Origin of the sequence: Gordonia sp. (in: high G+C Gram-positive bacteria) (genome assembly GCF_047600385.1) — a bacterium.
Lineage (GTDB): Bacteria > Actinomycetota > Actinomycetes > Mycobacteriales > Mycobacteriaceae > Gordonia.
Map to the genome: position 1 here is coordinate 1,012,773 of NZ_JASGKZ010000001.1, position 26,734 is coordinate 1,039,506.

22 protein-coding genes are annotated in these 26,734 nt (G+C 70.7%); 10 read left to right on the forward strand and 12 right to left on the reverse strand.

The annotated features are described in order from the left end of the window. Nucleotides 1-22: 22 nt before the first annotated feature. The 4 genes from QM809_RS04520 to QM809_RS04535 form a co-directional block, all read right to left on the reverse strand. Nucleotides 23-2,950 carry a vWA domain-containing protein gene (locus QM809_RS04520; protein ID WP_415044620.1) on the reverse strand — a complete coding sequence of 976 codons (2,928 nt, stop codon included), beginning with the start codon at nt 2,948-2,950 and terminating at the stop codon, nt 23-25. Beyond that, nucleotides 2,947-3,477: a hypothetical protein gene (locus tag QM809_RS04525; RefSeq protein ID WP_415044621.1), complete on the reverse strand. Its 531-nt coding sequence runs from the start codon at nt 3,475-3,477 to the stop codon at nt 2,947-2,949. The genes QM809_RS04520 and QM809_RS04525 overlap by 4 nt, the downstream gene beginning before the upstream one ends. A gap of 210 nt (nt 3,478-3,687) precedes the next feature. Then, on the reverse strand, nt 3,688-5,010 hold the full coding sequence (locus QM809_RS04530) for a TerD family protein (RefSeq protein WP_415044622.1): 1,323 nt from the start codon (nt 5,008-5,010) through the stop codon (nt 3,688-3,690). Further along, complete coding sequence (locus QM809_RS04535; protein WP_415044623.1) at nt 5,003-5,641, reverse strand: hypothetical protein; 639 nt, start codon at nt 5,639-5,641, stop codon at nt 5,003-5,005. The genes QM809_RS04530 and QM809_RS04535 overlap by 8 nt, the downstream gene beginning before the upstream one ends. A gap of 53 nt (nt 5,642-5,694) precedes the next feature. Between QM809_RS04535 and QM809_RS04540 the strand changes: the two genes are divergently transcribed. Continuing rightward, nucleotides 5,695-5,853 (forward strand): hypothetical protein, encoded by a 159-nt coding sequence (locus QM809_RS04540; protein ID WP_415044624.1) that lies wholly within the window; start codon nt 5,695-5,697, stop codon nt 5,851-5,853. A 37-nt stretch (nt 5,854-5,890) separates the two neighbouring features. Here the strand turns inward: QM809_RS04540 and QM809_RS04545 are convergent, their stop codons facing one another. The 5 genes from QM809_RS04545 to QM809_RS04565 all read right to left on the reverse strand — a co-directional run bounded on the left by QM809_RS04545 (nt 5,891) and on the right by QM809_RS04565 (nt 12,788). Continuing rightward, nucleotides 5,891-8,329, reverse strand: a complete 2,439-nt coding sequence (locus QM809_RS04545) for a phosphoribosyltransferase (RefSeq protein ID WP_415044625.1) — start codon at nt 8,327-8,329, stop codon at nt 5,891-5,893. Continuing rightward, entirely contained in the window at nt 8,326-9,585 is a 1,260-nt protein-coding gene (locus QM809_RS04550; RefSeq protein WP_415044626.1) for an HpcH/HpaI aldolase/citrate lyase family protein, read from the reverse strand. Before QM809_RS04550 ends, QM809_RS04545 begins: the two co-directional genes overlap by 4 nt. Beyond that, nucleotides 9,582-10,763, reverse strand: coding sequence for a hypothetical protein (locus tag QM809_RS04555; RefSeq protein WP_415044627.1), 1,182 nt, complete (start codon nt 10,761-10,763; stop codon nt 9,582-9,584). Before QM809_RS04555 ends, QM809_RS04550 begins: the two co-directional genes overlap by 4 nt. A 208-nt stretch (nt 10,764-10,971) precedes the next feature. Next, on the reverse strand, nt 10,972-12,105 hold the full coding sequence (locus QM809_RS04560) for a DUF475 domain-containing protein (protein ID WP_415044628.1): 1,134 nt from the start codon (nt 12,103-12,105) through the stop codon (nt 10,972-10,974). A gap of 107 nt (nt 12,106-12,212) precedes the next feature. Further along, nucleotides 12,213-12,788 (reverse strand): TerD family protein, encoded by a 576-nt coding sequence (locus QM809_RS04565; RefSeq protein WP_415044629.1) that lies wholly within the window; start codon nt 12,786-12,788, stop codon nt 12,213-12,215. A 411-nt stretch (nt 12,789-13,199) separates the two neighbouring features. Here QM809_RS04565 and QM809_RS04570 point away from each other — a divergent pair, with 411 nt between their 5' ends. The 3 genes from QM809_RS04570 (at nt 13,200) to QM809_RS04580 (ending at nt 15,860) form a co-directional block, all read left to right on the forward strand. Further along, the gene (locus QM809_RS04570; protein WP_415044630.1) at nt 13,200-13,790 is read left to right on the forward strand and encodes an RDD family protein; all 591 of its coding nucleotides are present in this window, start codon (nt 13,200-13,202) and stop codon (nt 13,788-13,790) included. Nucleotides 13,791-13,980: 190 nt separating this feature from the next. After that, the gene (locus tag QM809_RS04575) at nt 13,981-14,634 is read left to right on the forward strand and encodes a TetR/AcrR family transcriptional regulator (protein WP_415044631.1); all 654 of its coding nucleotides are present in this window, start codon (nt 13,981-13,983) and stop codon (nt 14,632-14,634) included. Continuing rightward, a complete protein-coding gene (locus QM809_RS04580; protein ID WP_415044632.1) occupies nt 14,634-15,860 on the forward strand; it encodes a serine hydrolase domain-containing protein in 1,227 nt (408 codons plus the stop codon). Before QM809_RS04575 ends, QM809_RS04580 begins: the two co-directional genes overlap by 1 nt. 399 nt (nt 15,861-16,259) lie before the next feature. Here QM809_RS04580 and QM809_RS04585 read toward each other — a convergent pair whose 3' ends face one another. Further along, on the reverse strand, nt 16,260-17,240 hold the full coding sequence (locus QM809_RS04585) for an NADP-dependent oxidoreductase (protein WP_415044633.1): 981 nt from the start codon (nt 17,238-17,240) through the stop codon (nt 16,260-16,262). Between the two features lie 354 nt (nt 17,241-17,594). Between QM809_RS04585 and QM809_RS04590 the strand changes: the two genes are divergently transcribed. Beyond that, nucleotides 17,595-18,893, forward strand: a complete 1,299-nt coding sequence (locus tag QM809_RS04590; protein ID WP_415044634.1) for a TrpB-like pyridoxal phosphate-dependent enzyme — start codon at nt 17,595-17,597, stop codon at nt 18,891-18,893. 118 nt (nt 18,894-19,011) lie between these two features. Here QM809_RS04590 and QM809_RS04595 read toward each other — a convergent pair whose 3' ends face one another. Further along, nucleotides 19,012-19,428, reverse strand: coding sequence for an ester cyclase (locus QM809_RS04595; RefSeq protein WP_415044635.1), 417 nt, complete (start codon nt 19,426-19,428; stop codon nt 19,012-19,014). Between the two features lie 152 nt (nt 19,429-19,580). On the opposite strand from QM809_RS04595, the gene argG reads away from it, so the two are divergent. The 5 genes from argG (at nt 19,581) to QM809_RS04620 (ending at nt 25,853) form a co-directional block, all read left to right on the forward strand. Further along, nucleotides 19,581-20,999 (forward strand): argininosuccinate synthase, encoded by a 1,419-nt coding sequence (gene argG / locus QM809_RS04600; protein WP_415044636.1) that lies wholly within the window; start codon nt 19,581-19,583, stop codon nt 20,997-20,999. A gap of 196 nt (nt 21,000-21,195) precedes the next feature. Next, a complete protein-coding gene (locus tag QM809_RS04605; RefSeq protein WP_415044637.1) occupies nt 21,196-22,344 on the forward strand; it encodes a sensor histidine kinase in 1,149 nt (382 codons plus the stop codon). After that, nucleotides 22,341-23,372 (forward strand): hypothetical protein, encoded by a 1,032-nt coding sequence (locus QM809_RS04610; RefSeq protein ID WP_415044638.1) that lies wholly within the window; start codon nt 22,341-22,343, stop codon nt 23,370-23,372. Before QM809_RS04605 ends, QM809_RS04610 begins: the two co-directional genes overlap by 4 nt. Before the next feature lie 61 nt (nt 23,373-23,433). Continuing rightward, nucleotides 23,434-24,855: a hypothetical protein gene (locus QM809_RS04615; protein ID WP_415044639.1), complete on the forward strand. Its 1,422-nt coding sequence runs from the start codon at nt 23,434-23,436 to the stop codon at nt 24,853-24,855. After that, entirely contained in the window at nt 24,852-25,853 is a 1,002-nt protein-coding gene (locus QM809_RS04620; RefSeq protein ID WP_415044640.1) for a ThiF family adenylyltransferase, read from the forward strand. Before QM809_RS04615 ends, QM809_RS04620 begins: the two co-directional genes overlap by 4 nt. A gap of 153 nt (nt 25,854-26,006) precedes the next feature. Here the strand turns inward: QM809_RS04620 and QM809_RS04625 are convergent, their stop codons facing one another. Then, on the reverse strand, nt 26,007-26,732 hold the full coding sequence (locus QM809_RS04625; protein WP_415044641.1) for a response regulator: 726 nt from the start codon (nt 26,730-26,732) through the stop codon (nt 26,007-26,009). Nucleotides 26,733-26,734: the final 2 nt, after the last annotated feature.

A 26,734-nucleotide genomic window follows, 5' to 3' on the forward strand; every position in this document is an offset into this window, starting at 1 on the left:
AAGGTCGAGTGGGTCCGCCGGGTCACGGCTGGAAGGGGTTCGGGCCGAGCGGTCCGCGCGGCGGGCCACCGGGGCCGGGCGGCGGACCGGCCGGGCCCGCGGGCCCCGAACCGCCGAACGGGTTCGGTCCGGAGGGGTCGCTGCCGGGCCGGTCGCCTCCGGGCGGCGAACCGAACGACGGGGGACCGAACGAGGGCGGACCGGAGGTCCCGGAGCCGCCGAAGGGGTTTCCGCCGGGCATCGGGTTCGCCGGCGGGGGTCCGGCCGGGCCGGAGCCGCCGAACGGATTCGCCCCCGTCGGCGGGCCGCTCGGTGCGGGCCCCGAACCGGCGAACGGGTTGCCGCCCGGCGCGCCGGAACCGCCGCCGAACGGGTTGCCGCCCGGCGGGCCGGGGGGACCTCCGAACGGGTTGGGCGGAGGCGGCGGGGTGTCGTCCGGCGCGTCGGCGCCCATGCCGGCGTGCGCCTTCGCGCGCAGTTCGGCGAGGACCTTCGGCGCGTGGTCGTCGATCTCCCGGGCCATCTTCTCGATCCGGGCGGCGTCGGCCTCCCCCGCGGCGAGCACCAGGACGGTCGCGGTGTCGGCCGGACCGGAGGCGTCGTGGAACAGCACCCAGTGGTTGTGGACCGCGAGCGGCAGCCGGGCGTCCGGGGTCTTGCCGACGGTGTCGCCGGTCGGTCCGGCGGCACCGGCCGTTCCGGCCGCCGAGGCGACGACGTAGCCGGTGCCGAACGGGGAGAACCCGGTCTTGGCGGTGAGGACGGCGCCGCCGAGGTCGAGGCGTCGGACGGGGCTCTCGCCGAGTGCGGCCACGGTCTGGACCAGATCGTTGTCGCGGATCTCGAACGGGCGGCCGTCGCGTTCCAACCGCGAACCGGAGACGCGGACCGGGATCAGGGTCGCGCGCAGTGCCCGACCCGGGATCCGGGCGTTCAGCCACTTGAACAGGTACAGCAGCAGGAGCGGGATACCCGGTCCCAGGATCAGCGCGACGACGAGCACGATCCAGAAGGTGACGTCGTCCAGCGGCTTCTGCAGCGCGCCCTGGAAGGTCACCGGGACGGCGAGGTCTTCGGCGCCGGCCTCCTTCGGCGAGGCCATCACGGTGAGCGTTCCGCCGACGTTGCCGTTCACCGGTTGCGGCGCGGTGAGGGTCACGGTCAGGGTGCCCTTCTCGCCGTCGCCCAGCTTGAGGCAGTCGTTCTTGCTGCCGTTCGGCGAGGTCACGGTGATGCCGTCGGCGTCGTCCGGGGTGGCGGAGAACTCGGTCTCGGCCAGCCAGACGCAGCCGGGACCGGTCACGGCGAGGGTCGCGGTCTGTTCGCCCGCACCGGTCAGGGTGCCGAAGTTCACGATGCCGTCGACGGTCGGATATCCGGCGGGCGGTGCGACGGTGATCGGCAGCTCCACGTTGATCGGTTCCAGCGTGGTGGTGCGTTCGCGGGTGCTGCCCTTCTCCTTCGCCGGGGCGGTGGTGATGGTCAGTCGCATCTTCAGCGTGGCCGGGCCGGGGGCGACCCCCTGGAGAGCCACGGTCTGCGGAGCGGTGAGGGTGCGTTTGTCCAGGTTCTTCGCGACGCTCACCGGGGGGCCGGAGGCCGGGATCACGTCGGCGGTCAGCGCGACCTTGCCGGGCATGCCGCCGGTGTCGACGGCCTTGCCGTCCTTGTTCACCAGCTCGAAGGTGATCTCGGGGCTCTCCCCGGCGCGGAAGACCGCCTTGTCGGCGTCCTTCACGGCCGGACGGAGACCCGCCGAGATGTGGATGCTCGACTTCGACTTCGCGTCGTCGTCGGAGTCGGCGAGGAACACGAGCGACCAGACGCCGGTCCACTGGTTCGCGGCGGAGTCCGACATGCGGATCGACACCGATTTGTCGGACGGGAAGTCGTAGGCGACGGCGACGCCGCCGATCTTCGTGCTGCCGCCCTCACCGCGTTCGAGTCTGGTCTCGGTGCCGTCGGGGGAGACCAGCACGGGGACCAGGCCGTCGTTGTCGGCGGCGGCGAGGATGCCGACGTTGTCGACGGTCTCGTCCAGCACGAAGTAGTGCTTGCCCTCATCACACACCTTCTTGACGCAGACACCGCGTTCGGCGACGGTCGGGGCCTGACCCGGATTGCCGAGCCGGTCGAAGGCGAACAGCAGCGATTCGATGCCGTCGGCGAGCAGGAAGTCGCCGGGCGGGGGCGTCGTGATCTTGCCGCACGCCGCGCCCCCGGAGCCGGTGGCGATGCCTTCGACGAGGCCGAAGTCGGCGGCCTTCGCATCCGGGCCGGTGAGCCCGATGCCGACGGTCACGATGCCCGCGGTGCGCAGCTGGTCGGCCACGCCGCCCTCGCGGCAGAGGCTCTCCTGCGCCGCCGCGGTGAGGTTCTGGCCGTCCTGCCCGTCACTCGGCAGCACGAGGAGCTTGCCGTCGGTGAACCAGGCGAGCATCTGGCACTGCGGGGTCTGCCCCGCGGCCGGTGCTCCCCGGGCGAAGGTCGAGCGGGCGCCTTCGAGCGCCTTGAGGTAGTCGGTGCCGATCCCGCTCTTGTCTGAGGTCACCGCGGTGACGGCGTCGTTCACGGTGCTCAGCGAGCCGGAATCGAGCCTGGTCCAGTCGAGCTGCGAGCGGTAGTCGCCGGAGAAACCCGACACGGCGACGTCCACCTGGGAGCCGCTCGACGACGAGTAGTCGACGAGTTGCCCGGTCAGCAGCCGGGCGGCGGTGTCGCGGCTGTTCTTCGGATCGGACTGGCCGAGGCTGGACGACTGGTCGATCAGGAGCAGCACCCGGCCCTTGCCCGCCGAGGCCACGCAGGCGCCGAACCGGTCGACGCCGGGGGTGCCGTCGGCGGCGCGGGCCGCCGGCCCGCCGAACGCGAGCGCGGTGGTCGCGGCCAGGAGACCGACGACGGCGATCACGAGGAGCCGGCGCGCCGCAGCGGAGGTCAGGTGAGTCATCGGTGTCCCATCCAGAGGGCGAAGGCGACGGCGCCGAGGATCACGCCGACGGCCACCAGCACCAGCACGCCGACGTACGCCGCCCCGACCCAACCGGGTCGCAGGTACAGCGGGGCGGCCCGGTTCGCGGTGTCACGTGACGTGAACAGGGCCAGGACTCCGATCGCGACCGGCCCGGCCAGGAACCAGCCGAGCAGGCTCAGCGGACCCGCGAAGAAGACCGCGCCGACGATGATGCCGAGCACCGCGCACACACCCGCGGCGATCAGGATCGGTGTCGGCGGGCCTACGGACTCGAGCGGTGCCGCGGGCGGGGAGGCGGGTGTGCCGGGGAAACCGGAGGTGCTCGTCGGACCGCCCGGGAAGCCGCCGGGGCCGTTCGGGAACCCTCCCGGACCGCTGGGGAATCCGCCCGGAGACGGCGGCGGACCACCGGCGGGTGATCCGCCGGACGGGGCGAAGGGGTTGCCGGGATTGCCGCCCGGTCCGCCCGGTGCGGGACCGAAGGGATTCGGAGACGAGGTCACGTGAGCAGTGTTTCATACGGGGCGCCCTGAGACCCGGCGTACATCCCGTCGATCCGGGTGCTCGGGCCGGGCTCGGAGGACGCCGGCAAGCCGGTGACCTGTGGGTTCGCCGAAGATGCGGGTGGATCACAGGAAACCGTGCGGAGGGCGCGGAACGCGCCCTCCGCACGGAGAATTCATCTGTTCGAGGGAAACCTCGGCGGTGCCGGGTCAGCCCAGGAAGCGTGTGGCGTACGGGACCGCCTTGCTCGGGGTCTTGCCGTCGAAGAACTCGCCGACGGCGCGCAGCTTCCAGCCGCCGCCCTCGCGGTGGATCACACACATGATCACACCGGTCTTCGGTGTGCCGCCGGTCAGGACGTAGCGCGCGAGTTCGGCGCCGGTGGTGGTGTCGATCAGCCGGCAGTAGGCGTTGGCCACCTCCTGGAAGGTCTGCCCCTGGTACGAGGTGACCGCGAAGACCAGGTTGTCGATGTGCGCAGGCACGCGGGTGAGGTCGACGTGGACCACCTCGTCGTCGCCGGCGCCCTCACCGGTCAGGTTGTCGCCCGAGTGCACGATCGAGCCGTCCCTGGACCGCAGTTCGCCGTAGTACACGGCCTCGAGCGCCTGGCCGCCGGAGAAGAGCAGGACCGAGGCGTCCAGGTCGATGTCGCGGGTCCTGGTGCCGAAGAGGCCCTTCTTCACGATCGGATCCCAGCCCAGACCCATCTGCACGGTGGTCAGCGCGACGCCGCCCTCCTTGCGGAGGCTCACCTTCTGCCCCTTGGCGAGGGAGACGGGGCGGTCCTTGGAGAGGCTGACCTCGCCGGTCGGCGCCGCCGGAGTCGGGGCGGTCGGGGGCGCCCCGTAGGCGGGGGCCGGGCTGCCGTAGCTCGGCGCGGGGCTGCCGTAGTCCGGTGCGGGGGAACCGGGAACGGGGGCGCTGCCGTAGCTCGGGGCCGGGCTGGCGTGGTTCGGGGTCGGTGAACCGTAGTTCGGGGCGGGGCTGCCGTAGTTCGGGGCAGGCGGTGCGGGCGCCGGAGCGGGTGCCGCCGGGGGCGCGGGGGCGTCGTCGACCTGCACACCGTGGTCGGTGACCAGATCGGCGAAGCCGCCGGCGTACCCCTGTCCCACGGCGCGCACCTTCCATTGACCGTTCCGCTGGTACACCTCGACGGCGATCACCACGCTCTCGGTGCCCAGACCGGTGATCGTGTACGTCGCGAGACGATTGCCTGCAGGATCGGACAGGTGGGCCACCGGCGGGGCGAAGCTCCCGAACCGGCCGGAGGCGTCCTCGAGGGTGATCACCGCGCGCACGGCCGTGATGTCGTCGGTGATCTGCGGGGTGGCGACGTGCAGGCGGCCGTCCCGCAGCGTCACACCGGGGCCGTTCGGCTGGTTGAAGAAGATGAAGTCCGCGTCGGAGCGGACCTTGCCGGTCGAGGTGACCAGGAGCGCCGACAGGTCGATCGGGGCGGCGGAGTCCACCCCGATCACGACGTCGGACGACGACAGCGGCGCGTTCTGGCCTTTGACGAGTTCAGTCATGGTGTGACTCGATCTCCTTCGTTGGGTGATTCCAGTATGTCGGGTGCAGGCGATTCCCGGGGCCCGGCCGAGACGAACCGGGCGCGGCGAACCAGGCCAGGATCTCCTCGCTCGCGCCGATGCCGCGGGCGGCGGTGACGTGCACGTGCGGGGCGTGCCAGCCGCGTTCGGCGAGTTCGCCGTGGGCGGGCCGGACGGCGGCGGTGGCCGATTCGAGCAGGTCCCGGTCGAGCCAGCCGTCTCCGGCGGCGAGCAGCGGCGCGTCGTCGTCGAGCACGCCGGCGTCGGCGAGGCGTCGTCGTACCTCGGCGATCGCGGCGGACTTGGTCACCGCGTCGGGCACGGCGTAGATCTTCCGGCCCTGCTGAGAGGCGTGCCAGCCGCGTCGTCGGCACCAGCCGTCGAGGTCGGCCAGCAGGTCGGCGGGCTGTCGTCCGGTGTCCACCACCAGGTAGCAGAACGTCTCGTCGGCGATCCGGAGCCGCGACACCCAGTCCCCGGCCAGGGACTCCAGGTGGGCGTGGACCAGGGCCAGCGGTGCGGAGGTCTCGGCGATCGTCGCGGTCACCGTGCGATGCCAGTCGACGTCGTCGACGCCGTCCCGGAGTATCCGGGCGCCGTTGCTGGCCACGGCGAACGACGGTGTGCCGCCCGGCAGAATGCACGCGCCGGTACTGCTCGGGCGTGCGCGTGGTGACCGGCACGACCGGTCCGCGCCGGGCCAGTCCCGCGTACCGTTCGACGGCGCGGCGACTCATGTACGAGAGCGGTTCGCCGCCGTACCACTCGACGCAGATCGCGGTGTCGGCGTCGCCGGGACGCACCATCGCCGCCCGCGAGTAGATCATCGTGCGATCCAGATCGGTCGCGATGAGCGGGATCACGACTGCTCGCGGATCAGGCCGACGCACGCGTACGGCAGGTCCGGTTCCACCTCGACGGGCACGCCGCGTTCGGCGGCGAGCAGCCGGATGTGCCGGTGCTCGGGGGCGTGCGGGTCGCGCACCAGGACGCGCCAGGGCACGCGCCGCAGCAGGACGCGGGTGGTCTCGCCGATCCCGGGTTTCACCAGGTTGATCGAGCTCAGACCGTACTCGTGCCGGATCCTCTCGATGGCGGCCCAGCCCGCCCAGGTGGGCGTCCGGTCGGCGGCGCGGAGTTCGGCGACGCGCGCGGCCACCGCCTCGGCGACCGCGTCGAACTCGGCGGAGACGGTGTCGAGGAGGCGGCCGGAGACGTCGTACGGGGCCAGCTCCCGGTAGAACTTGGCGCCGTGGAAGTCGCCGGGGCCGATCAGCTCCGCGTTGAGCACGGTGCGTGAGACCAGCCCGGAGACCGTGGAGTTCAGGCACGCCGAGGGGATCAGGAAGTCGTCGCGGGTGCCGAACAGCGTGGTGCACGAGCCGGGGTCGGCCGGCACCGCCAGTTCGGGATCGCAGCGCGGACCGCCCGCCGCCGCGTAGGCGTCGAGGGCGTCGGCGAGTTCGCGGGCGATGGCGCCCTTGCCGGTCCACCCGTCGACGAACACCAGCGCCGATGCGTCGTGCCGCGCGGTCAGGTGATCCAGGGCGACGGTGTCGATGCCGCGGCCGCGCACGATCGAGACGGCGTAGTGCGGCGGGACGACGCCGTGGGTCCGGGCGATCCAGCGTTGCAGCAGGATCCCGACGGGGGTGCCGGCGCGGGCGAGGGAGACCAGGACCGGGCGCGGGGCGCGTTCGGTCAGGATCAGTTCGGCGACGGTGCCGACCGCCTCCGCGAGCCGCCCGGCGGAGGCGGCGAGGGCGTCGTCGAACAGTTCGCGGTACTCCGGCCCGGGCTGATACTCCACGGGCAGCGATTCGGCGTAGTGCGCGAGACCGGCCTGAATCCGGCTCTCCCGTTCGGCGACGTCGGCCTCCAGATCCACGTCGGAGAGGTCCTTGAGCAGCCAGGTCACCTCGTCGGGCTGATACGAGCCGAAATCCGGTCCGCGGAGTTCCCGGGCGGGGGAGATGCTCCCGCCGGCCCGGCGGGCGGCCAGCTCGGCCTGTCCGACGACGGGGACGCTCAGTACCACGACGCGGTGCCCGGCCGCGGTCAGCACGTCCACCGGCCCGCCCGGGGCCCGGAGCGCGGGTGTGTCCGCGGGGCGGTCCACCACCAGCACCACGGCGGCCGGCGCCGCGCCCGGTTCGGCCGCGACGTTGTACAGGTAGCGGGCGGCCTCCCGGTCGCCCTCGGGGTCGGGGAAGGTGAAGCCGCGCCGCAGGGGGTAGCCGTCGGCGTCGCGGACGTACGCCGGTGAGCGGGTGGTGGACTGGACGCGCGCGTCGAATCCGGTCTCGGCGAGCCGTTCGGCCAGACAGAGCGGCAGATACATCAGCTCCTCGTGGCCGACGACGATCACCGGCTCCCCCGTCGTCAACAGCGGCGCGACCTGCCCGGCGAGCGCGGTGACCCCACGGTGGAAGGCGTTCGCCTCCCCGGCCAGGAAGCCGTGCCGCCCGCTCTCCGGGACGCCTGCGGGCCAGCGGCCGTCGACGTATGCGGCCGCACCCGCCGTCGCCTCGCTGCCGACCGACGGCTCGGCGGTCGGCGCTGAGGGATCCGGCGCTGAGGGATTCAGTTCTGCGGGTGCCAGTGCGGCGACCGCATTGATCAGCCCGTCCGGCAGCTCGGTCCGCCCGCGGCACAGTGCCACGAACTCGACGGTCACCCCGAGCTCGTCGGCGGCCCGGCGGTTGGCGGCGACGTGTTCGGCGTCGCGCATGTCGACCAGGGAGGCCACCGCGTACCGGCCGTGCGGTGCCAGCGCCTCCAGGGCCGCCACCGCGCCGAGAGCGGTGTTCCCGGTGCTGATCTCGTCGTCGACCAGCACCGTCCAGCCGCCGTCGCCGGGGGCCAGCAACGCCGCCGACGACGGCTGCAACTGGTGACTCGTCGCGTGCGAGTGCCCCTCCTCGAAGCCGCCGTGCACCGTCACCGCGGGGTCCGTCCGGCGGGTGGAGTGCAGACAGCAGGCGGCCTGCATCCGTTCGGCGACGCAGTGCCCCAGGCCGGTCGCGGTCTCGGCGAACCCGAGGACGGTCGAGGCGGCCGCGGCGTCGGCGCCCAGACGTGCGACGACGAGGTCGCCCAGCGCGTCGGCGGCGCCGCGGACCCGGTTGGGCGGCACCGGGACGTGCTTGCCCAGCACGTGCGAGACCAGCAGGTGCGCCCGCCGCGGATTGCGGCGCAGGCCGAGCACCACCAGCCGGTCCAGCGGCCAGGTCTCGGACCGGTCGTCGTCGTGCAGGACGGCACCGAGTTCGCGGGTCACCCACGACGGCGCGTTCACCGCTCGCTCCAGGCGGTGAGCAGGTCCACGAAGTTGACCTCTTCGCGGGCGACGCCGAAGACGGCGGCGCGGTCGAGCACGCTGAACGCCCAGTTGCGGTGGGGGCCGAGCTCGTTCATCTTGTTGCCGTAGCGCGAGGAGGCGACGCCGCCGGTGGCGCGGCTGAGGATGTCCTGCGCGTCCTGGTACTCCTCGTGGCTCACCGTCGAGAGGGCGTGGACCGGGCCGACGTGCGCCGGGTGGATCACCGTCTTGCCGGTGATCCCGTTGGCGCGGTCGAGGGCGATCTCGCGGAGGAGGCCGTCGAGGTCGCGGCTGACCAGCTGCTGCCGGAAGTAGGTGGCGTTCTGCTCGCGGAACGGGGTCTGACGCAGCCGGGGCGCGAACATGCGCTCGTGGTTGGCGAAGTACTCCCACACCGGGCCGGAGATCACGAAGCCGGAGCCGTCACGACGGCCCAGGAGGTTCACGATGGCGGCGATGATGTCGGCGACCACGCGGACGTCGTAGATCGTCAGGTCCCGGTCGCGGCGGATCCCGAACATGCCGCACAGGTCGGTGGCGCCGATCCGGACGGCCAGCACGTGCTCGCGGTAGGCGTTGAGCATCTCGCGGATGCGGACCAGTTCGATGTCGCGGATCTCCCGGTAGATCACCTCGGGCGACTCCAGGACGGGCATCGCGTAGAACGGGACGGTGCGTCCGGCGCTCGCCTCGGCGACGGCCATCAGCTGTTCCCGACCGGATGCGGTGCCGAACTTGGGGAGCACGAAACCGGAGAGCACCGAGTCGCCGGGGACGGCTTCGGCGATCGTGCGGATCTGGTCGGCGGTCCGCACCCGGACGAAGAGGAAGGCGGGGAGGTCGCCGACGGCCGAGAGCTCGTGCAGGGTGGCGACGGTGGCGGCGAGGGCCTCCTCCTGCTGGTGGTCGTCGACGGCGTCCTCCAGGTCGATCACCATCGAGGTGACGCCGGAGGCCGCGCGTCGCGTGATCGTCGCGGTGAGCTCGTCCCGGGTCGCGGGCACGTAGAGGGTGGCGCCGAGCGCGATGGCGACCAGGTGCCGCTCGGCGTCGGTGCGGACCGGCTGCGGCGGATGGAGGAAGAGCCGATCACGGGTCGGCGGGGACAGGTGACGGAAGTGCGTGACCGAGCGGATCGGCGCGTCGACGGGGGTGATGGGGTGCTCCTGTCGTGTTCGGGGAGGTCTTCGGTGCGGGGTGCGGTCCACGGGTTCCATGGTCCGTGCGGTCATCGTCTGCGGGCCACCTCGTCGCGCATGCGGGAGACGACGTGGTCGATCCGCCGGTCCACCGCGTCGATCTCCTGGAGGTAACGCCAGTAGTCGGGGTGGATGCGGTCGAGGAGTTCGGCGGCCCGGTCGAGACGTTCGGACTGGGCGTCGAGCACCGGACCCCACTGGTCGGTGAGCCCGTGGGCGACGGCGAGGCGCTGCGCATCGCGGACGCTGAACCGCGCCGAACGCATCACGGCGGACGGGTCGGCGCGGACGTCCTGCAGCGTGCGCAGTCGTTCGACGACGCTGCGCAGCAGGTCGTCGGCCACGTCGAGATGATCGCGGACGGTCTCGGCCTGGGCGATCACCCGGTCCGGCGGGAGCGTCCGGGCGGCGTCGAGCAGTTGCTGCGCGTTGCCGAGGGCGTGACCGATCTTCTCCTGGGAGCCCTCGACGTCCTGCGAGCAGTCCGCGCTGAACTCGCGACGCAGGGTGGAGAGCGTCTCGGGGAGCATGCTCAGACGGGTCTGGACGCCGGCGGTGCGAGTGGTGAGGGCACCGAGGAGTCGTCGTGCCTCGGCCGCGTACCCGGGGGCTTCGGCGAGGCGTGTCCGCAGGGTCTGCGCGCCGACCTGCAGGGGGCCCGCGGCCCGGGTGCGGTCGGCCAGCCCCAGCGCCCGGTCGAATCCGGTACGACGACGAGCCAGCTCCTCCGCCGCGGCGACGATCACAGCCAGTTCCGCGATCTCCGGGGACGCGGCGGCGAGTTCGGCCTGCGCCTCGTCGGCGGCCCGCACCGCCCGGTCCTGATGTGCGCGGGCGTCGGCGACGGTGGCCGCGGCTTCGTCGAGCAGTCCGCGGTGCTGGTCGCCGAAACGCCGGAACTCGGCCTCCAGGCCGCGGAACTCGGTGGCGCAGTGCGCCGCGGCGGTGTGATCCAGCCGGCCCGGATCGGCCTGGTTCAGGGCGAGATAGACCGAGAGCACCGTCTCGTAGCGGTGCTGCAGATGCGCCCAGTGCTGCAGGGCGGCGGGCGATGCCCCGGTCTCCCGGAGTGCGCCGATGTCGGTGTTCAACCGGTCGAACGTCTGCTCGCAGGCGAAGAACGCCTGGGTGAGCTGTCCGGAGGCGGCCGCCGCCCGAGCATCGTCACGGCTGCGTCGGTGGCGCCACGAGGAGCGTTGTCTGCCGGGCATGTCCGCAATGCTAGAGGAGCGGTCCCCGATCGATCCCCGAGCGGGGATTCGGGAAGGGGTGTGCTCCCCGCTTCCCGAGCCGCCCGCGAGCGAAGCGAGCCCGCATGTCGAAGGGGCTCGGGTGCGACGGCGCCGCGCCCGAGCCCCTTCGACCAGGCTGGTCACCGCGTTCCTTCCCGGCTCGGGGAGTGGAGGGGACCTCCTCGGTTCAGCCGACCGGCGTCGGCTCGGTCTCCTCGACGTCGCCGCCGGACCGGTTGCGGCGGATGATGCTCGAGATCAGCGCCAGGCCGATCAGCGCGACGCCGACACCACCGGTGATCAGCTCGTTGACGTGCGTGCCGATCGAGTAGAACAGGATCAGCGCGAGGGCGCCGATCGCCCAGTGCGCGCCGTGCTCCAGGTACACGTACTCCGAGAGGGTGCCCTGGCGGACCAGGTACACCGTCAGCGAACGGACGAACATGGCGCCGATCAGGCCCAGACCCAGGGCGATGATGATCGGGTCGGCGGTGATGGCGAAGGCGCCGATCACACCGTCGAACGAGAACGACGCGTCCAGCACCTCGAGGTACAGGAACAGGAAGAACGCCGCCTTGCCGGAAGCCTTGGCGAGGTTCGACGGCCCCGATCGTCCGGTGGACTCCTCGCCGACCAACTCGTCGACGACGTCCTCCTCCTCGATGTTGAACATCTCACCGAGGCCGTTCACCAGGATGTAGGTGACCATGCCGAGCACGCCGGCGATCATCACGGTGCCGGACTTGTCGTCCGGGGCGATGACGGTGGCGGTGATCACCAGCAGGATCGAGGCGATGACGACGGGCAGCGAGTCGAGCTTGCCGATCCGGATCAGCGGGCGCTCGATCCACGAGAGCCAGGTGATCTCCTTGTCGGCGAGGATGAAGCCGAGGAACAGCATCAGCAGGAACATGCCGCCGAACGCCGCGATCTGCGGATGGGCGTCGGTGATCATGGTCTCGTAGCTGGGCGAGCCGTCCGGGAAGTGCGAGGCGTCGTTCGCCGGCGGGTTGAGGGCCAGGTCGAGCGCCTGCACGGGGTTCATTCCGGAGGCGATCCACACGATCGCGAGCGGGAACACCAGACGCATGCCGAACACGGCGATCACGATGCCCACGGTGAGGAACATCTTCTGCCAGAACTCGTTCATCCGCTGCAGCACGGTGGCGTTGATCACCGCGTTGTCGAACGACAGCGAGACCTCGAGGATTCCGAGGATCAGGGTGAGGACGAGTGCGGTCGGGCCGCTGTACAGGAGGGCCGCGACGAGCGCGGCGATCGAGACGGCGATGGAGAGGCCGAATATTCGGACGATGTGCAACGCGGGGTCGCCTTTCGGGAGGGCGGCCGAGGATCGGGCCGCCGCACGATCGCACCGGTGCCGCACATCGTGTGCGGCACCGGTGCGACGAGGGAGAGATCGAGGACTTAGACGTTGACGCCGAAGTCGCGGGCGATGCCGGCCAGACCGGAGGCGTAGCCCTGGCCGATGGCGCGGAACTTCCAGTCGGTGCCGTGGCGGTACAGCTCACCGAAGATCATCGCGGTCTCGGTGGAGGCATCCTCGGACAGGTCGTAGCGGGCGATCTCCGAGCCGTTGGCGCGGTTCACGACGCGGATGAAGGCGTTGGTCACCTGGCCGAACGACTGGCCGCGGGCGTCGGCGTCGTGGATCGACACGGTGAACACGACGGCGTCGATGTTCGGCGGCACCGAGGCGAGGTCGACGTTGACGACCTCGTCGTCGCCGTCGCCGTCGCCGGTCAGGTTGTCGCCGGTGTGCTCGATCGAGCCGTCGGGCGAACGCAGGTTGTTGTAGAAGACGAAGTGCTGGTCGGACAGGATCTTGCGATCGGCACCGACGGCCAGCGCGCTGGCGTCGAGGTCGAAGTCGACGCCGGTGGTGGTCCGGACGTCCCAGCCGAGACCGACCGCCACCGCGGTGAGTCCGGGGGCTTCCTTGGTGAGCGAGACGTTTCCGCCCTTGCTGAGGCTGACACCCATGGAGACGGGTCCTTTCGATTCGATGCGTAGTGCGGTGCGACGTCGGCCACACCTGCTTGCGTCTCCACTGTACTGACGATGTCCGACATGGGTAGGTCATCCGTTCGGCCGAATCGTCGCTGTCTCGAAGGATGAGATGGTGGAGCGGTGGTGGAAGAGCTGCCGATCCGGTTCGGCCGCGAGCGGAGGGCGGGTATCTTTCGTCCGGAGAGGCTGGTCATACCGTGATTCGGATCGTCGGTGATCGCGACTTTGGCGCAGTGAAGCACGAGTAGACGGAGTAAGGATCCGATACGGGAACGTTGCTTGATGAGATCGCCGGTGCGGGACCTTCGATTTAGCCGAGGCATTGATGTATGGTCGACAAAATTCTGGATGGAAACTCGTGAGGATGTGTAAGAATTGAATTATTTGTCCGCTCCGATTGGTAAGAGGATAGCCGCCCGGCTCCTGGACTTGATCTTCTGCCTGATTCTGACATTTATTCTGGCAGTTCCTGCGGGGCTTGTCGCGGGTATTGTCTCGATTTTCCTCTCTGATGGGGTGATCGACGGTTGGGTGATTCCGCTGCTGGCCACGGTGTGCTACTTCCTTGCCTACGTGGGGATGGAGGTCTTTCTGCTGATTCGTCGACGCGGTCAGACTCTGGGAAAGGGGCTGATGGGCCTACAGGTGATTCCCGTCGGTGCTAGTGGTGAGACTCCGATTCCTGTGGGTTTGGCGGTGGTCCGAATGTTGATGATCTTTCTGCCGTTTGTGTTCATGTCGATTTCCGGCAGCTACCCCGAGAGTGGAATTCTCAACGTGATCGCGCTTGTGGGGCTCATCTCGCTTCTGATGAGTTTGGTGATGTCGGCGATTCCCTTGAACGGTCCGCATCGCGTACTGCATGATTTCGCGGCGTCGACCCGTGTCGTTCAGGCGGGTAAGCGGAAGATCGATTTGAAGGAAGATCTCGGAATGATGCTGCCCGGCAAGGTCGACATGACCAAGCGGATGTAGGTCGATCGGACTGCGGTCCTCAGGGGTGTGATCCCCGCCGTCGCCGGGCATCGATCTGGCGACGGCGGGGATCACACCCCTTCTTCGTGGGCCTCCGGGCCGATCGAATCGTGCGGGTTCGGGGTCTTCCTCGGTTGGTGTGGCGGCCGCCTCGTTGCCATTTGTCATCACTGATGACATCATTGGTGACATGCCACGGAGAACACTGACCCAGGAAGCGATCGTCGACGCGGCCGTCGCCGTCGCGGGCCGCCGCGAGGTGGAGAGCATCACCGGCCGCGTGCTCGGCGAGGAGCTCGGCGTCGACCGGTCGGCCATCTGGCGGCACTTCGCCGATCAGGACGCGCTGCTGCGGGCGATCGGCGACCGGCTGCTGCAGACGGCGCTCGCGGAGGTCCCCGAGGGACTCGCCCCGCACGACCGGATGACGGCGTTCGCCCGAGCGCTGGTGTCGGTGTTCGCGGCGCACCCGGCGATCGGCGCGGTGATCGGCGGACGGACCACTCGGGGGCCGGGCGAGTTCGCCGTCGTCGAGTTCACCCTGACGGCCCTGACCGAGGTCGGGGTCCCGGCCGATCGGATCGCCGCCCAGCAGCGCATGATCGCCGACACCGTGCTCGGCTACGCCAGCCTCCGCGCGCACCAGGAACTGCTGCCGCCGGACCTCCGGCGCGGCGACGTGCAGGCCTGGTCCGGGAGCTACGCCGCGGCATCGCCGCAGGCCCACCCGGCCATCGCGCGGCACGCACTCGAACTCGCTCAGGTCTCCGACGATCAGGTGCTCGAAGCCCTGCTCGAAGCGCTCTGGGCATCCGTGAAGACCATTGTCCTGGAAGGTGAATGATGACGAACGAGAAGACCCCGGCTGAGACGACCCCGGCCGGCGCCAAGCCCGCCGGCCGCTGGAAGAAGCCGCTCACGATCGTCCTGGTGGTGATCCTGGCCCTGGTCGGCACGCTCTACGCGGCGACGGCGGCCATCGGAGTCCCGTTCCCGCACGAGCTCTACCGGCTGCAGACCACCGCGCCGTCACAGCAGGGGACCGTGTTCCCGACCCGGCCGGTGGTCAACACCGGTGCGGTCCGGGAATGGGAGGCCGCCGCGGGCCTGAGCCTCCCGGCGACCGTGCCGTGGAAGGGTGGGGAGGTCCCGGTCGCCGACATGCTCGGCAAGACCAACTCGCGGGCCTTCGTCGTCGTGCAGGACGGCAAGCTGGTGGACGAGTGGTACGCCGACGGCGTCACCGCGGATTCACGGCTGTCGTCGTGGTCGGTCGCGAAGTCGGTGATCTCGCTGATGATCGGACAGGCGATCGAGCGCGGCGACCTCTCCGAGACCGACAAGATGGTCGACATCCTCCCCGAGTTCCGCACCGGCGGCGGCGACTACGACGAGATCACCGTCCGAGATCTGCTCGACATGGCCTCCGGCATCGACGTCTCGGAGAACTACAACCCGTGGTGGCCGCTGAACGGCACCGCCCGCCTGCTCCTGAGCACCGACCTGCCCGGCTACCTGATGAAGCACCGAGCGGTCTCGTTCACGCCCGGCGAGAAGGCGGTGTACCGCAGCGTCGACACCCAGATGCTGGGCATGATCCTGGCGAAGGTGAACGGCGAGCCCGTCGCCCGGGTGGTGTCCGAGGGACTGTGGACGCCGATGGGCGCCGAAGCCGAGGCCGAGTGGAACCTCGACACCGAGAACGGCACCGAGAAGAGCTTCTGCTGCCTCAACGCCACCGCGCGCGACTTCGCCCGGATCGGTCAGACGGTGGCCTCCGGCGGCATGGTCGACGGCAAGCAGGTGATCTCGCCGGAGTGGATCACGCGGATCTCCACCCCGTCGAACCTGCCGATGAACGCGGACTGGGGCTACTCGGCGCAGTGGTGGCACCCGGCGCCGCTCGGCCACAACGACTTCACCGCGCTCGGCGTCTACGGCCAGTACATCTACATCAATCCGGACACCCGCACCGTGATCGTGAAGCTCAGCGACCACGGCACGGAGCAGGACGAACTGGACACCATCGGGGCCATGCGCGCCATCTCGGAGCACCTCGGCAAGAAGTGACCCGCCCCTTCTCGATCGGGCGACGTCTCGGTGACCGAGCACCACGTCGCCGGTCGCGCACCTTTTCGATGATCGAGCGGAGTCGAGATCCCTCGGTGTTCGAAAAGTGGTCTCGACTCCGCTCGACCAGCGAGGGAAGGCCCGACCGGAGAGGGAAGGCCCGACCGGAGAGGGCAGGCCCGACCGGAGAGGGCAGGCCCGACCAGCGAGGAGAGGCCCGACCAGCGAGGAGAGGCCCGACCGGCGAAGGAAAGTTCGACCGGCGAGGGAGGGTTCGACCAGCGAGGGAGAGCTCTCGACCGGTGACGGAAGCCGACCGACGAGAGGCGAGGGGAGGTCTCGAAACGGCGGGGTCGTGTGGACTGCATCCACACGACCCCGCCGTTTCGGCGCGTCCGGTCAAGGAACGACGACCACCTTGCCGTGCGCCCGTCCGGATGCGGTCAGGGCGAGCGCCTCACGAGCCCGGTCCAGCGGGAAGGTCCGCGCGATCGGCACCTCCAGCTCTCCGGCGGCGAGCAGGGCGACGAGTTCGGCCCGCACCGAGTCGCGGTAGGCCGCGCTGATCGGCTGCGAACCGGCCAGCGCGGTGAACCCGTGCGCGCGGGCGGCGGCCGGCGCGGCGACGGTGACGATCCGGGTGCGGTCGGCGACCAGTTCCAGGCTCGCCGCGACCGCGGCGGGGGTGCCCGCGCAGTCCAGTGCGGCCGCGACGGGACCGGGCGCGGCGGCGCGGATCCGGTCGGCCAGCGCAGGGCCGTCGAGCGGATCGTCGTCGCTCGACGGCCGGTACGGCACGGGGTGGCCGCCGAAGCGTCGTACGGCCTCCTCACGGTCGGGCCCGCAGGTCCCGACGGCGACGACCCCGGTCCGTCGCGCGAGCTGCAGCACCGCGGCGCCGACCGCCCCGGAGGCCCCGTGCACGACGACCGTCTCGCCCGCCCGCGCACCGCTGCAATGCAGCAGGTCGGCGGCGGTGCAGCCGGCCAGCAGCAACCCGGCGGCGGACACGTCGTCGACGTGGTCGGGCAGCGCGAACGCGTCGGCCACCGGGACGGTGAGCGCTTCGGCGTAGCCGCCGCGCACCCGGAAGGCCACGACCCGGTCGCCCGCCTCGAAACGCGTGCCCGATCCGGTGGCCGTGACGACCCCGGCGACCTCGTAGCCGATTCGGATCGGGAGCAGCGCGGGGTCCGATTCGCGGGTCACGTGCTTGAGGTCGGCGGGATTGACCCCGGCGGCGGTGATCCGGACGGTGATCTCCCCCGGGCCGGGCGGCGGCACCTCGACCGGGTCGAAGACGAGGTCCGCCAGTCCGGTGAAGCCTCGGGCGGTCCAGCCGCGGGTGAGAGGCGCGTCGGTGCTCATGTCGTCGTCCATGCCGTCCAGTGTCGGTCACCCGACGAGGCGAGACGAGAACCGGAGCGGTGTCCCCGGCGATCGAGTCCCCTCGGTGATCGGCTTCCCCCTCGGTGATCGGCTTCCCCCTCGGTGATCGGCTCTCCCTCGGTGATCGGCTTCCCTCGGTGGTCGAGCGGAGTCGAGATCTCTCGGAGCTCGAACGGTGGTCTCGACTCCGCTCGACCAGCGAAGGGACTCGACCAGCGAAGGGGCTCGACCGTAGAGGAGGGACTCGACAGGCGACGGAGCCTGACGAGCGAAGGCCGGTTCCGGCCGGAACGAGTGCGACGAACAGTCGGGTGGACCCGGGTGGCCGCGGTTACAGTGGCGCGCATGAGCACAGTGGACGCGTCCAATCCCGATCTGGTGACCATCGACGTACCGACGCACTGGTACAACCTGGCGGCCGAACTCGACGAACCGATCCCGCCGCACCTGCACCCGGGCACCAAGGAGCCGGTCGGCCCCGACGACCTCGCCGCGCTGTTCCCGGCAGGCCTGATCGCGCAGGAGGTGACCGACGAGGTCTACGTGGAGATCCCCGAACCGGTCCGGGAGATCTACAAGATGTGGCGGCCCTCCCCGCTGTTCCGGGCCCGGAAGTTCGAGGAGGCGCTGAACACCAAGGCGCGCATCTACGTCAAATACGAGGGCGTGAGCCCGGTCGGCAGCCACAAGACCAACTCGGCCGTCGCGCAGGCCTACTACAACAGCGTCGACGGCGTGAAGAAGCTGACCACCGAGACCGGTGCGGGTCAGTGGGGCAGCGCGCTCGCGTTCGCCGGCGCCCAGTTCGGGATCGACGTCGAGGTGTGGCAGGTCCGGGCGTCGTACGACTCCAAGCCGTACCGCGGCTACCTGATCCGCACCTACGGCGGCACGCTGCACCCGAGCCCGTCGGACCTCACCGAGTCCGGTCGGGCCATGCTGGCCAAGGATCCGCACACCACCGGCAGCCTCGGCATGGCGGTCAGCGAGGCCGTCGAGGTGGCCGCGCAGAACGACGACACCCGCTACGCGCTCGGCTCGGTCCTCAACCACGTGGTGCTGCACCAGAGCGTGATCGGTCAGGAGGCCGTCGACCAGCTGTACGCCGTGGAACCGGGCGGCGCCGACGTCGTCTTCGGTTGCGCCGGCGGCGGATCGAACCTGGCGGGGCTGGCGTTCCCGTTCCTGCGGGAGAAGATCCACGGCCGCAGCGAACCGCGGATCGTGGCCGCCGAGCCCGCCGCCTGCCCGTCGATCACGCAGGGCGAATACCGCTACGACCACGGCGACGTCGCCGGTCTCACCCCGCTGCTGAAGATGCACACCCTGGGCATGGACTTCGTGCCGGACCCGATCCACGCCGGCGGCCTGCGCTACCACGGCATGGCGCCGGCGCTGAGCCACACGGTGGAGCTCGGGCTGGTGCAGGGGGTGGCGATCGACCAGCACGACGCGTTCAGCACGGGCGTGCAGTTCGCGCGGACCCAGGGCATCGTCCCGGCGCCGGAGTCGACGCACGCGCTCGCCGCATGCGCGGCGCACGTCGCCGACAGCGACACCGAGGAGGTCGTGGTGATCGGCCTGTCCGGGCACGGTCAGCTGGATCTGCCCGCGTACGCGTCGTTCCTCGAGGGCGACTTCTGACGAGACGCCGATCCGGAAGGCCGCGCGCCACGGCCGGATGACACGGAACGCCGCGGCCCGGGTCCCGAAGACGGGGACCCGGGCCGCGGCGTGAGACGCGTCAGCGGAACCGGGGGACTCAGGCCAGGCCGAGCTGGCTGAGGAAAGCGAGCTGGTCGTAGTACACGCGGTGGGCGGTCACCTGGCCCTCGTCGTTCACGACGAAGGTGTCGATGAGACCGAAGGTGACGGCCTTGCCGGTGGGGGCCACCTCGCCGTCGGCACTCACCAGCGGACCGTTGTGGGTGCCGGTGAAGACCTGTTCGGCGACGACGCCGGTCTCGTCGGCCCACACCTGGCGGGGGGTCAGCTCGATGTCCGGGAACGCGGTGTAGAACACCTCGATGGTCTGCAGCAGACCCTCGATGCCCTCGAAGGCGGCGCCGGGCAGCTCGACGGCCACGTCGGGGGCGAAGATCGTGGCGAAGAGTTCTTTGTCGTGTTCGGCCAGACCACGGTTGTGGACGTCGATGATCTTGTCGGACAGTTCGCTCATGGGGTCCTCCTGGGGACGTCGTGAAATGAGATCTGACTCACTGTGACGCCTCGGTCGGGGGCTGAGTGTCCAACTTTCCGGACACCCGGTGATCGGACCGTCGGACACGGGTGATTTCGCTTCCCCCATATCTGCGCTTTACCCTGGTCATCATGTCGAAAGTCCTGAGCTCGTTGCCCATCGGTGAGCGTGTCGGTATCGCCTTCTCCGGCGGTCTCGACACCTCCGTCGCCGTCGCCTGGATGCGGGAGAAGGGCGCCGTTCCCTGCACCTACACCGCCAACCTGGGCCAGTACGACGAGCCGGACATCGATTCGGTCCCCGGCCGTGCGATGCAGTACGGTGCGGAGCTCTCGCGCCTGGTCGACTGCCGCAGCGCCCTGGTCGAGGAGGGCATCGCCGCCCTGCAGTGCGGCGCCTTCCACATCCGCACCGCGGGCAAGGCCTACTTCAACACCACGCCGCTCGGCCGCGTCGTGACCGGCATGCTGCTGGTCCGCGCCATGAAGGAGGACGGCGTCAACATCTGGGGCGACGGCTCCACCTACAAGGGCAACGACATCGAGCGGTTCTACCGCTACGGGCTGATGGCCAACCCGAGCCTGCAGATCTACAAGCCGTGGCTCGACGCCGACTTCGTCGAAGAGCTCGGCGGCCGCACCGAGATGAGCGAGTGGCTGCTGGCCCGCGACCTGCCGTACCGCGACTCGGCGGAGAAGGCGTACTCCACCGACGCCAACATCTGGGGCGCCACCCACGAGGCGAAGGTGCTGGAGCACCTGGACCAGGGCCTGGACATCGTCGACCCGATCATGGGCGTCGCCGCCTGGCGCGAGGACGTCGAGGTGGCGACCGAGGAGGTGACCCTGAGCTTCGAGCAGGGCCGCCCCGTCGCGATCAACGGTGAGCGGTTCGACGACGCCGTCGCCCTGGTGATGAAGGCCAACGAGATCGGCGGACGTCACGGTCTGGGCGTCTCGGATCAGATCGAGAACCGGATCATCGAGGCCAAGTCGCGCGGCATCTACGAGGCCCCCGGCATGGCGCTGCTGCACATCGGCTACGAGCGCCTGGTGAACGCGATCCACAACGAGGACACCGTCGCCAACTACCACAACGAGGGCCGCCGCCTGGGCCGCCTGATGTACGAGGGCCGCTGGATGGACAGCCAGGCCCTGATGCTCCGCGAGGCCCTGGTCCGCTGGGTCGCCTCGGCGATCACCGGCGAGGTGACCGTGCGTCTCCGCCGCGGCGACGACTACCAGTTCCTCAACACCACCGGTCCGTCGCTCAGCTACCACCCGGACAAGCTGTCGATGGAGCGCGTGGGCGATTCGGCCTTCGGCCCCAAGGACCGCATCGGTCAGCTGACCATGCGCAACCTGGACATCGCCGACTCGCGGGCCCGCCTGGAGCAGTACGCCGAGCTGGGCATCGTCGGCGGCGCGACCGCCGATCTGGTGGGCGAGCTCTCCGAGGGCGGCGCCGCGGCGATCGCCGGCGGAGAGGGCCCCGAGAACGAGGGCGAGGTGGCGCTCGACAGCGCCGCGATGGAGTTCGGCGCCGACTAGGTCGGCACGGGGGCTTTCGGCATGCCGCCCGGCTCCCGTTCGATACGTTTTCGTCCCTGATTCAGGGGAAGAACCCCCGGATGGTGTGACCCCGTCCGGGGGTTCGTGCTGAAGTAGAGGAATGCTTCGCGCACGCGGTGAGAGGAACGATGACGTCGTACTCCGCGACGATGCCAACTTCGAGCACATTCTGCGGATGTTCGCGCGGTTCACCGCGGTCGGCTACGTCGCGTACTTCCTCATTCTGTTTCCGGAGTTCGTGGCGGTGTCGTCGATGATGGCGTCCTGGTGGACTCCGGTCACCGTGATCACGATCTTCGCTCCGGGGATGCTGCTCGGTGTGGCGAGTTCGCTCCGCAGCACCGCGTCGATCCCGGTGGTCGGGGCGTTGTCCGCGGCGACCTTCATGGTCGGCGTCGTGACCTGGTATCCGGCCTGGGACGGCACGTCCGTCGCCGTGGACGGGCGCGGGGTGTGGCTGGCGGCCTTCCCCGGGCTTCCGGCGATCGCGGCGGTTCTCGCCTGGCCCGCCTGGGCGGCGTTCGCGTACATGGCGGTGGCCTGCATCGGCTGTCAGTGGATCAACTATCTGGTGCGGGGCGGCGTGGAACCGGAGATGTTGGTTCCGGAGATGCTGTTCGCGATCATGTTCTGCAGTCTGTTCGTCGGCGGGTCGGTGATGGCGCTGCGCACGGGCCGGATCCTCGACGCCTCCACCGAGGAGGCGCATGAGACCGCGGCGTCGGCGGCCGCCCAGCAGGCCCGCGCGGTGGAGCGCGAACGGTTCGACGGTCTCACCCACGACAGCGTGATGTCGACGCTGATCATCGCCTCCCGGGTGGAGTCGACGGAGGCGGTGCAGCCGCTCGCCGCGGCGACGCTGGCCGAACTCGACGAGATCCATGTGGGCGGAGCCTCGGATCGCCCGTTCAGCCTCCACCAAGCACTGGGTCACCTGCGTTCGGCGGCCGCCGAAGCCGACCCGGGAGCGGTGTTCGACGTGGCCGACGAGAGCGCGGGCACGTTCGAGGAACCGGGCCGGGGGATCCCCGCCGAAGTGGTCCGGGCCCTGAGCGCGGCCCAGGCCGAAGCCCTGCGCAACTGTGTCCGGCACGCGGGCGACGAGGCTTTGCGCGAAGTCCTCGTCCTGGCCCATCCCGACGGGCTGCGCGTGCAGGTGACCGATGACGGCGTCGGCTTCGATCCGGCGACGGTGCCGCCGCAGCGGCTGGGGTTGACCGTCAGCATCCGGCGCCGGATGGCCCGGATCCCGGGTGGTTCGGCGCAGATCGATTCGGCGCTCGGCGTCGGCACCACCGTCGGTCTCGAGTGGATCCGGATATGAGAGAGGCGCCGGTCACCGGCGACGTCCGGGAACTGCTGGGGATGCGTACCCGTGCCGCGTACTTTCTGGTGGGTGCGTTCATCGTGACCTTCGCCGTCGTCGTCGTGTTCACCGTGCCGCGCAACGGCATCGCGATCGCGGCGGAGATCGCGGCGTGGGCGATCATGAGCACGGCGGTGGTGGTCTTCATCCGGGTCCCCGGCGATCCGCTCCCGCTGAGGGCGACGGCGTTCCTGGTCCTGGCCGGTCCGGTGGCCATGGCACTGGTGCTCAGTGTGCTTCCCGTGCCGATGGAGCGGTTGCTGCAGGTCTGGCCGATCTCGGCGGCGGCCGTCGTGAACGCGTACATGTGCGTCCGCGGCCGGACCGGTCTGGCGTGGCTCTCGATGACGGGGTCCATCGGTGCGATCGCCTGCTGGGCGGCCCTCACCGGGCAGGGGATCGTGTACGGGATCGCGTCGTCGATCATCAACTACGCGCCGATGATCATGGCGACCTTCTTCGCGTACACCATCCGTCCGGCCGCCCGCGAGATCTTCGAGATGCGGCACCGGGCGACTGAGGCGGCCGCCGCCGCGGCCGCGCAGAGCGCCATCCTGGAGGAACGCGACCGGCAGATGGTGCGCCTGGACGAGCGGGCCCGCCCTCTGCTCGAGCGGGCCGCCGACGGCGAACCGCTGACCCCCGACGAGCGCCGCGCCTGCGCGCTCGCCGAAGCACGGCTCCGGGATGCGCTCCGGGCGCCGGCCCTGGACGCCCCCGAGGTGGTCTCGGCCGTGTGGCGGGCGCGCAGCAGGGGAGTCCGCGTCGTCCTGCTCGACGACCACGGTCTCGACGGCGTCTCCGCCGAGGTGCGCGAACGGATCCACGCCGCGGTGATCGCGGCGCTGAGCGAGGTGGAGTCGGGAACGCTCACCGTGCGCGTGCTGCCGCCGGGGCGCGACGTGGCCGTCACCATCGTGCTGGCCGATCGTCCGGTCCGCGTCGAGTTCGACGTCGAGGGCAGGATTCTCACCACTCGACGGTGACGCGCGGACGAGTGGGGAAACGGGAACACCTGTGTCACACCCACGACGATCAGGAGTCACGATGTCGTTTCCCGTCCGCCCCCACGGCCTCACCCGGGCCGCCGCCACCGCCACTCGCGCGGCACACCGCGTCCCGGCCTACGCCAAGCACCTCGCCGCCCACGGTCTCACCGGCGGCCCCATCGTTCCGGAGGAGTTCTCCGGGCTGCCGCCGGTCACCAAGGACGGCTACCTCCGTGTCCACGACCTGAGCGATCTGGTCTGGGACGCCGACGTGGCCGCGGCGGGCGCCTGGTCGGCGAGCTCGGGTTCCTCCGGCCGGGCCACCTTCTGGCCGCGCGCCCAGACGGCCCGCGAGGATGCGGCGCACTTCCACGACCGCATGTTCAGCGACTTCTTCGACACCCGGGCCCGCAGCACGCTGGTGGTCGACGCCTTCGCGATGGGCACCTGGATCGGCGGCGTCTACACCTACGACGCGGCCCTGGACCTGCGTGAACGCGGCCACCGGATCTCCGTGGTGACCCCGGGGATCCAGGCCGATGCCGTCCTCGAATGCCTCGCCGGTCTCGGCCCCCACTACGACCAGGTGGTGCTGGCCGGCTACCCGCCGTTCGTCCGGGACGTGCTCGACGACGCCGGCCCCGACATCCTCCGGCAGCGCCTCGGTCTGCTGCTGGCGGGCGAGCCGATCACCGAGGCCTGGCGCGATCACCTGCTCGAGAAGATCGGAGCCCCCGGCGAGACCGACCGCATCTGCCTGATCTACGGCACCGCGGACGCCGGGGTGATGGGCCACGAGACGCCGATGAGCGTCGCGGTCCGTCGTGCCGCGCCGGTCGGCAGCGCGCTCGCTGACGAACTGTACGGGCCCGACGCCGAGACCGTCCCGACCTTCGTCGAGTACGACGCGCAGCGTCGCTACGTGGAGACGGACGGGGACGGATGTCTGCTCTTCACCGTCGACTCGGCGGTGCCGCTGATCCGATACCGGCTGAACGATCGGGGGCACCTGGTCGACGGTTCCGGGCTGCGGGCCGCCCTGCGACGGCACGGCTGCCGAGAACTGGCGGAGCGGGTGGATCCGTCGTCGTCGTTCCTGGTGCTCGGTTCGCGCACCGATGTGGCGGCCACGTTCTACGGGCTGAACATCTGGCCCGAACAGCTGATGCCGGCCTTCGACGGCGACGCGTTCGCCGGGGAGCTGACCGGCCGCTTCCAGATCGTCGGCGGCTTCGGCGAGGATCTGCGGCCCGCACTGACGGTGTCGGTGGAGGCGGCAGGCGAGGACGTCGGCGACGCGGCGTTCGCGCATTGGATCGCCGACCGCTGCCGGAGCGTGCTGGCCGACCACAGTTCCGAGTACCGGGCGCTGACGGCCTCACACGGCACTGCCGCGGATCCGCGGGTCGTGGTGGTCCCGCGCGGGACCGGCCCCTTCGTCCCGGGCGCCAAGCAGCGCCGGATCGGCGGTGCGCGATGATCGAGATCCTGCATCCCGTCGCCGACCGTGCGCGGATCGACGCCGTGCTCGACGCCGGACACCACCTGGTGGACGGCTGGTCGACGGCGCTCGACGAGCTCACCGCGCTCTGCGCGCTGGCCGGTGACCCCGGGGCCTTCGACCCGCACGACCTCGACGCGTCGTCGCGGTACGTCGTGTACCCGTGGCGGCGCCGCGTGGTTCGGCTGCCCGACGCCGGCCTGTTCCTCCGGCTGCGGACCACCCGGAACCGGTACCTGATCACCGACGAGGAGCAGGACCGCTGGTCGTCGTCGACGATCGCGGTGGCCGGGCTCAGCGTGGGCGGTTCGGTGCTGCACACCTGTGCGCTCACCGGTGCCCGCCGGTTCGTGATCACCGACCCCGACACCCTGGGGCCGAGCAACCTGAACCGGCTCTCCGGCTCGGTGTGCGACCTCGGCGAGCCCAAGGCGGTCCTCGCCGCCCGCCGGATCCTGGAACTGGATCCGTACAGCGAGATCACGGTGGTCGAGGGCGGCTACCGCCCGGACGGGGAGTTCCTGGCGGGCGGGCCCGACGTGGTGCTGGAGGAGATGGACGACCTGCGGCGCAAGCTGGAACTGCGTGTCGAGGCACGACGACGGGGCATCCCGGTGGTGATGGTGACCGACGACGGCGACGGGGTGATGGTCGACGTCGAGCGGTTCGACCTGGAGCCGGACCGGCCTCTGCTGCACGGTCGCGTCGAGGCGCTGCTGGCCGCGGGACCGGAGTCGCTCGACGATCCGGCGCGCCGGGTGGAGATCGCCGGGGCGATCGTCGGCGACGACGTCGCCGACCGCATGCGGTACTCGCTCGGCCAGGTGGGGCGGACCATCGGGTCGTGGCCGCAACTGGGGACCGCCGCGACGCTCGCCGGTGCGGTGGGGGCGGCGCTCGCACGACGGATCGTGATCGGCGACGACGTGCCGTCGGGCCGCGCGCACGTCCGCCTGGAGGATCTGGCGTTGCGGTGACCGGCCCCTTCGCCCCCGGTCTCCCTGCGCTCGCGCGGGGAGACCAGGGGCAGGGAGCGGGCTTCCTTGCCGGTCAGGGTTCTGAAGACGACGGCTGAGCCGGGCGGCGAACACCGTGAGCGCCCGCGTCGCAGTCTCGTCGCGGGCGGCTGCTCAGAGGACGTCGGCGTGACCGTTCCGGCGACACCAACTGGTCAGGTACCGCGCGTGCAGACCGCACCAGCGATACACGGCACCCTGGGTCAGCGGGAGGCGGTCGTCGTGCTCGCCGCGCTGCTGGATCATCGGTCCCAGGTAGTGGCTGGTGACCTTGTTCGCGGTGCTCGGCGACACCTTCGCCACATCGGCCAGCGTCGCGTTGTCGGACACGCGCCCGGCGGCGATCGCCCCCGCCATCCGGGCCGCCGTCTGGCCGCGGCGGTCCGCGAACAGCTCGTACATCGGGGCGCGCTTCGGGGCGACGGGCAGCGGGTCGGGGAGTCGTCGCCCCAGGGCGGCGCTGCGCAGTCCGTCCATGATCGCCGACAGGCCGTCGGCCTTGGGGGCGACGCCGAACACCTCGGGACGCAGTCGGGCTTCCTCCAGGTGATCGTTCTCCAGGCTGTGACCCTGGGTGGCGAGCAGCACCGGGGCCGCGCGATCGGCCTGGCGGAGGCGGTCGATCACGTCGAGGCCGTCGAAGTTCCACTCCATCTCGGGCTTGTTCCAGATCAGGTCGGCGGCGACGACGTCGTACCGGACGGTGCCGGAGATCATCGCGGTGAACTCGTCGTCGGTGGTGGCCACCGAGATGGTGGAGCCCTCGAACGCGGTCTTCAGGGGTGCCGAGATCACGTGTCCGAGGGGTGATGCGATGAGGATCCGAAGTCCGGCGGCCATGG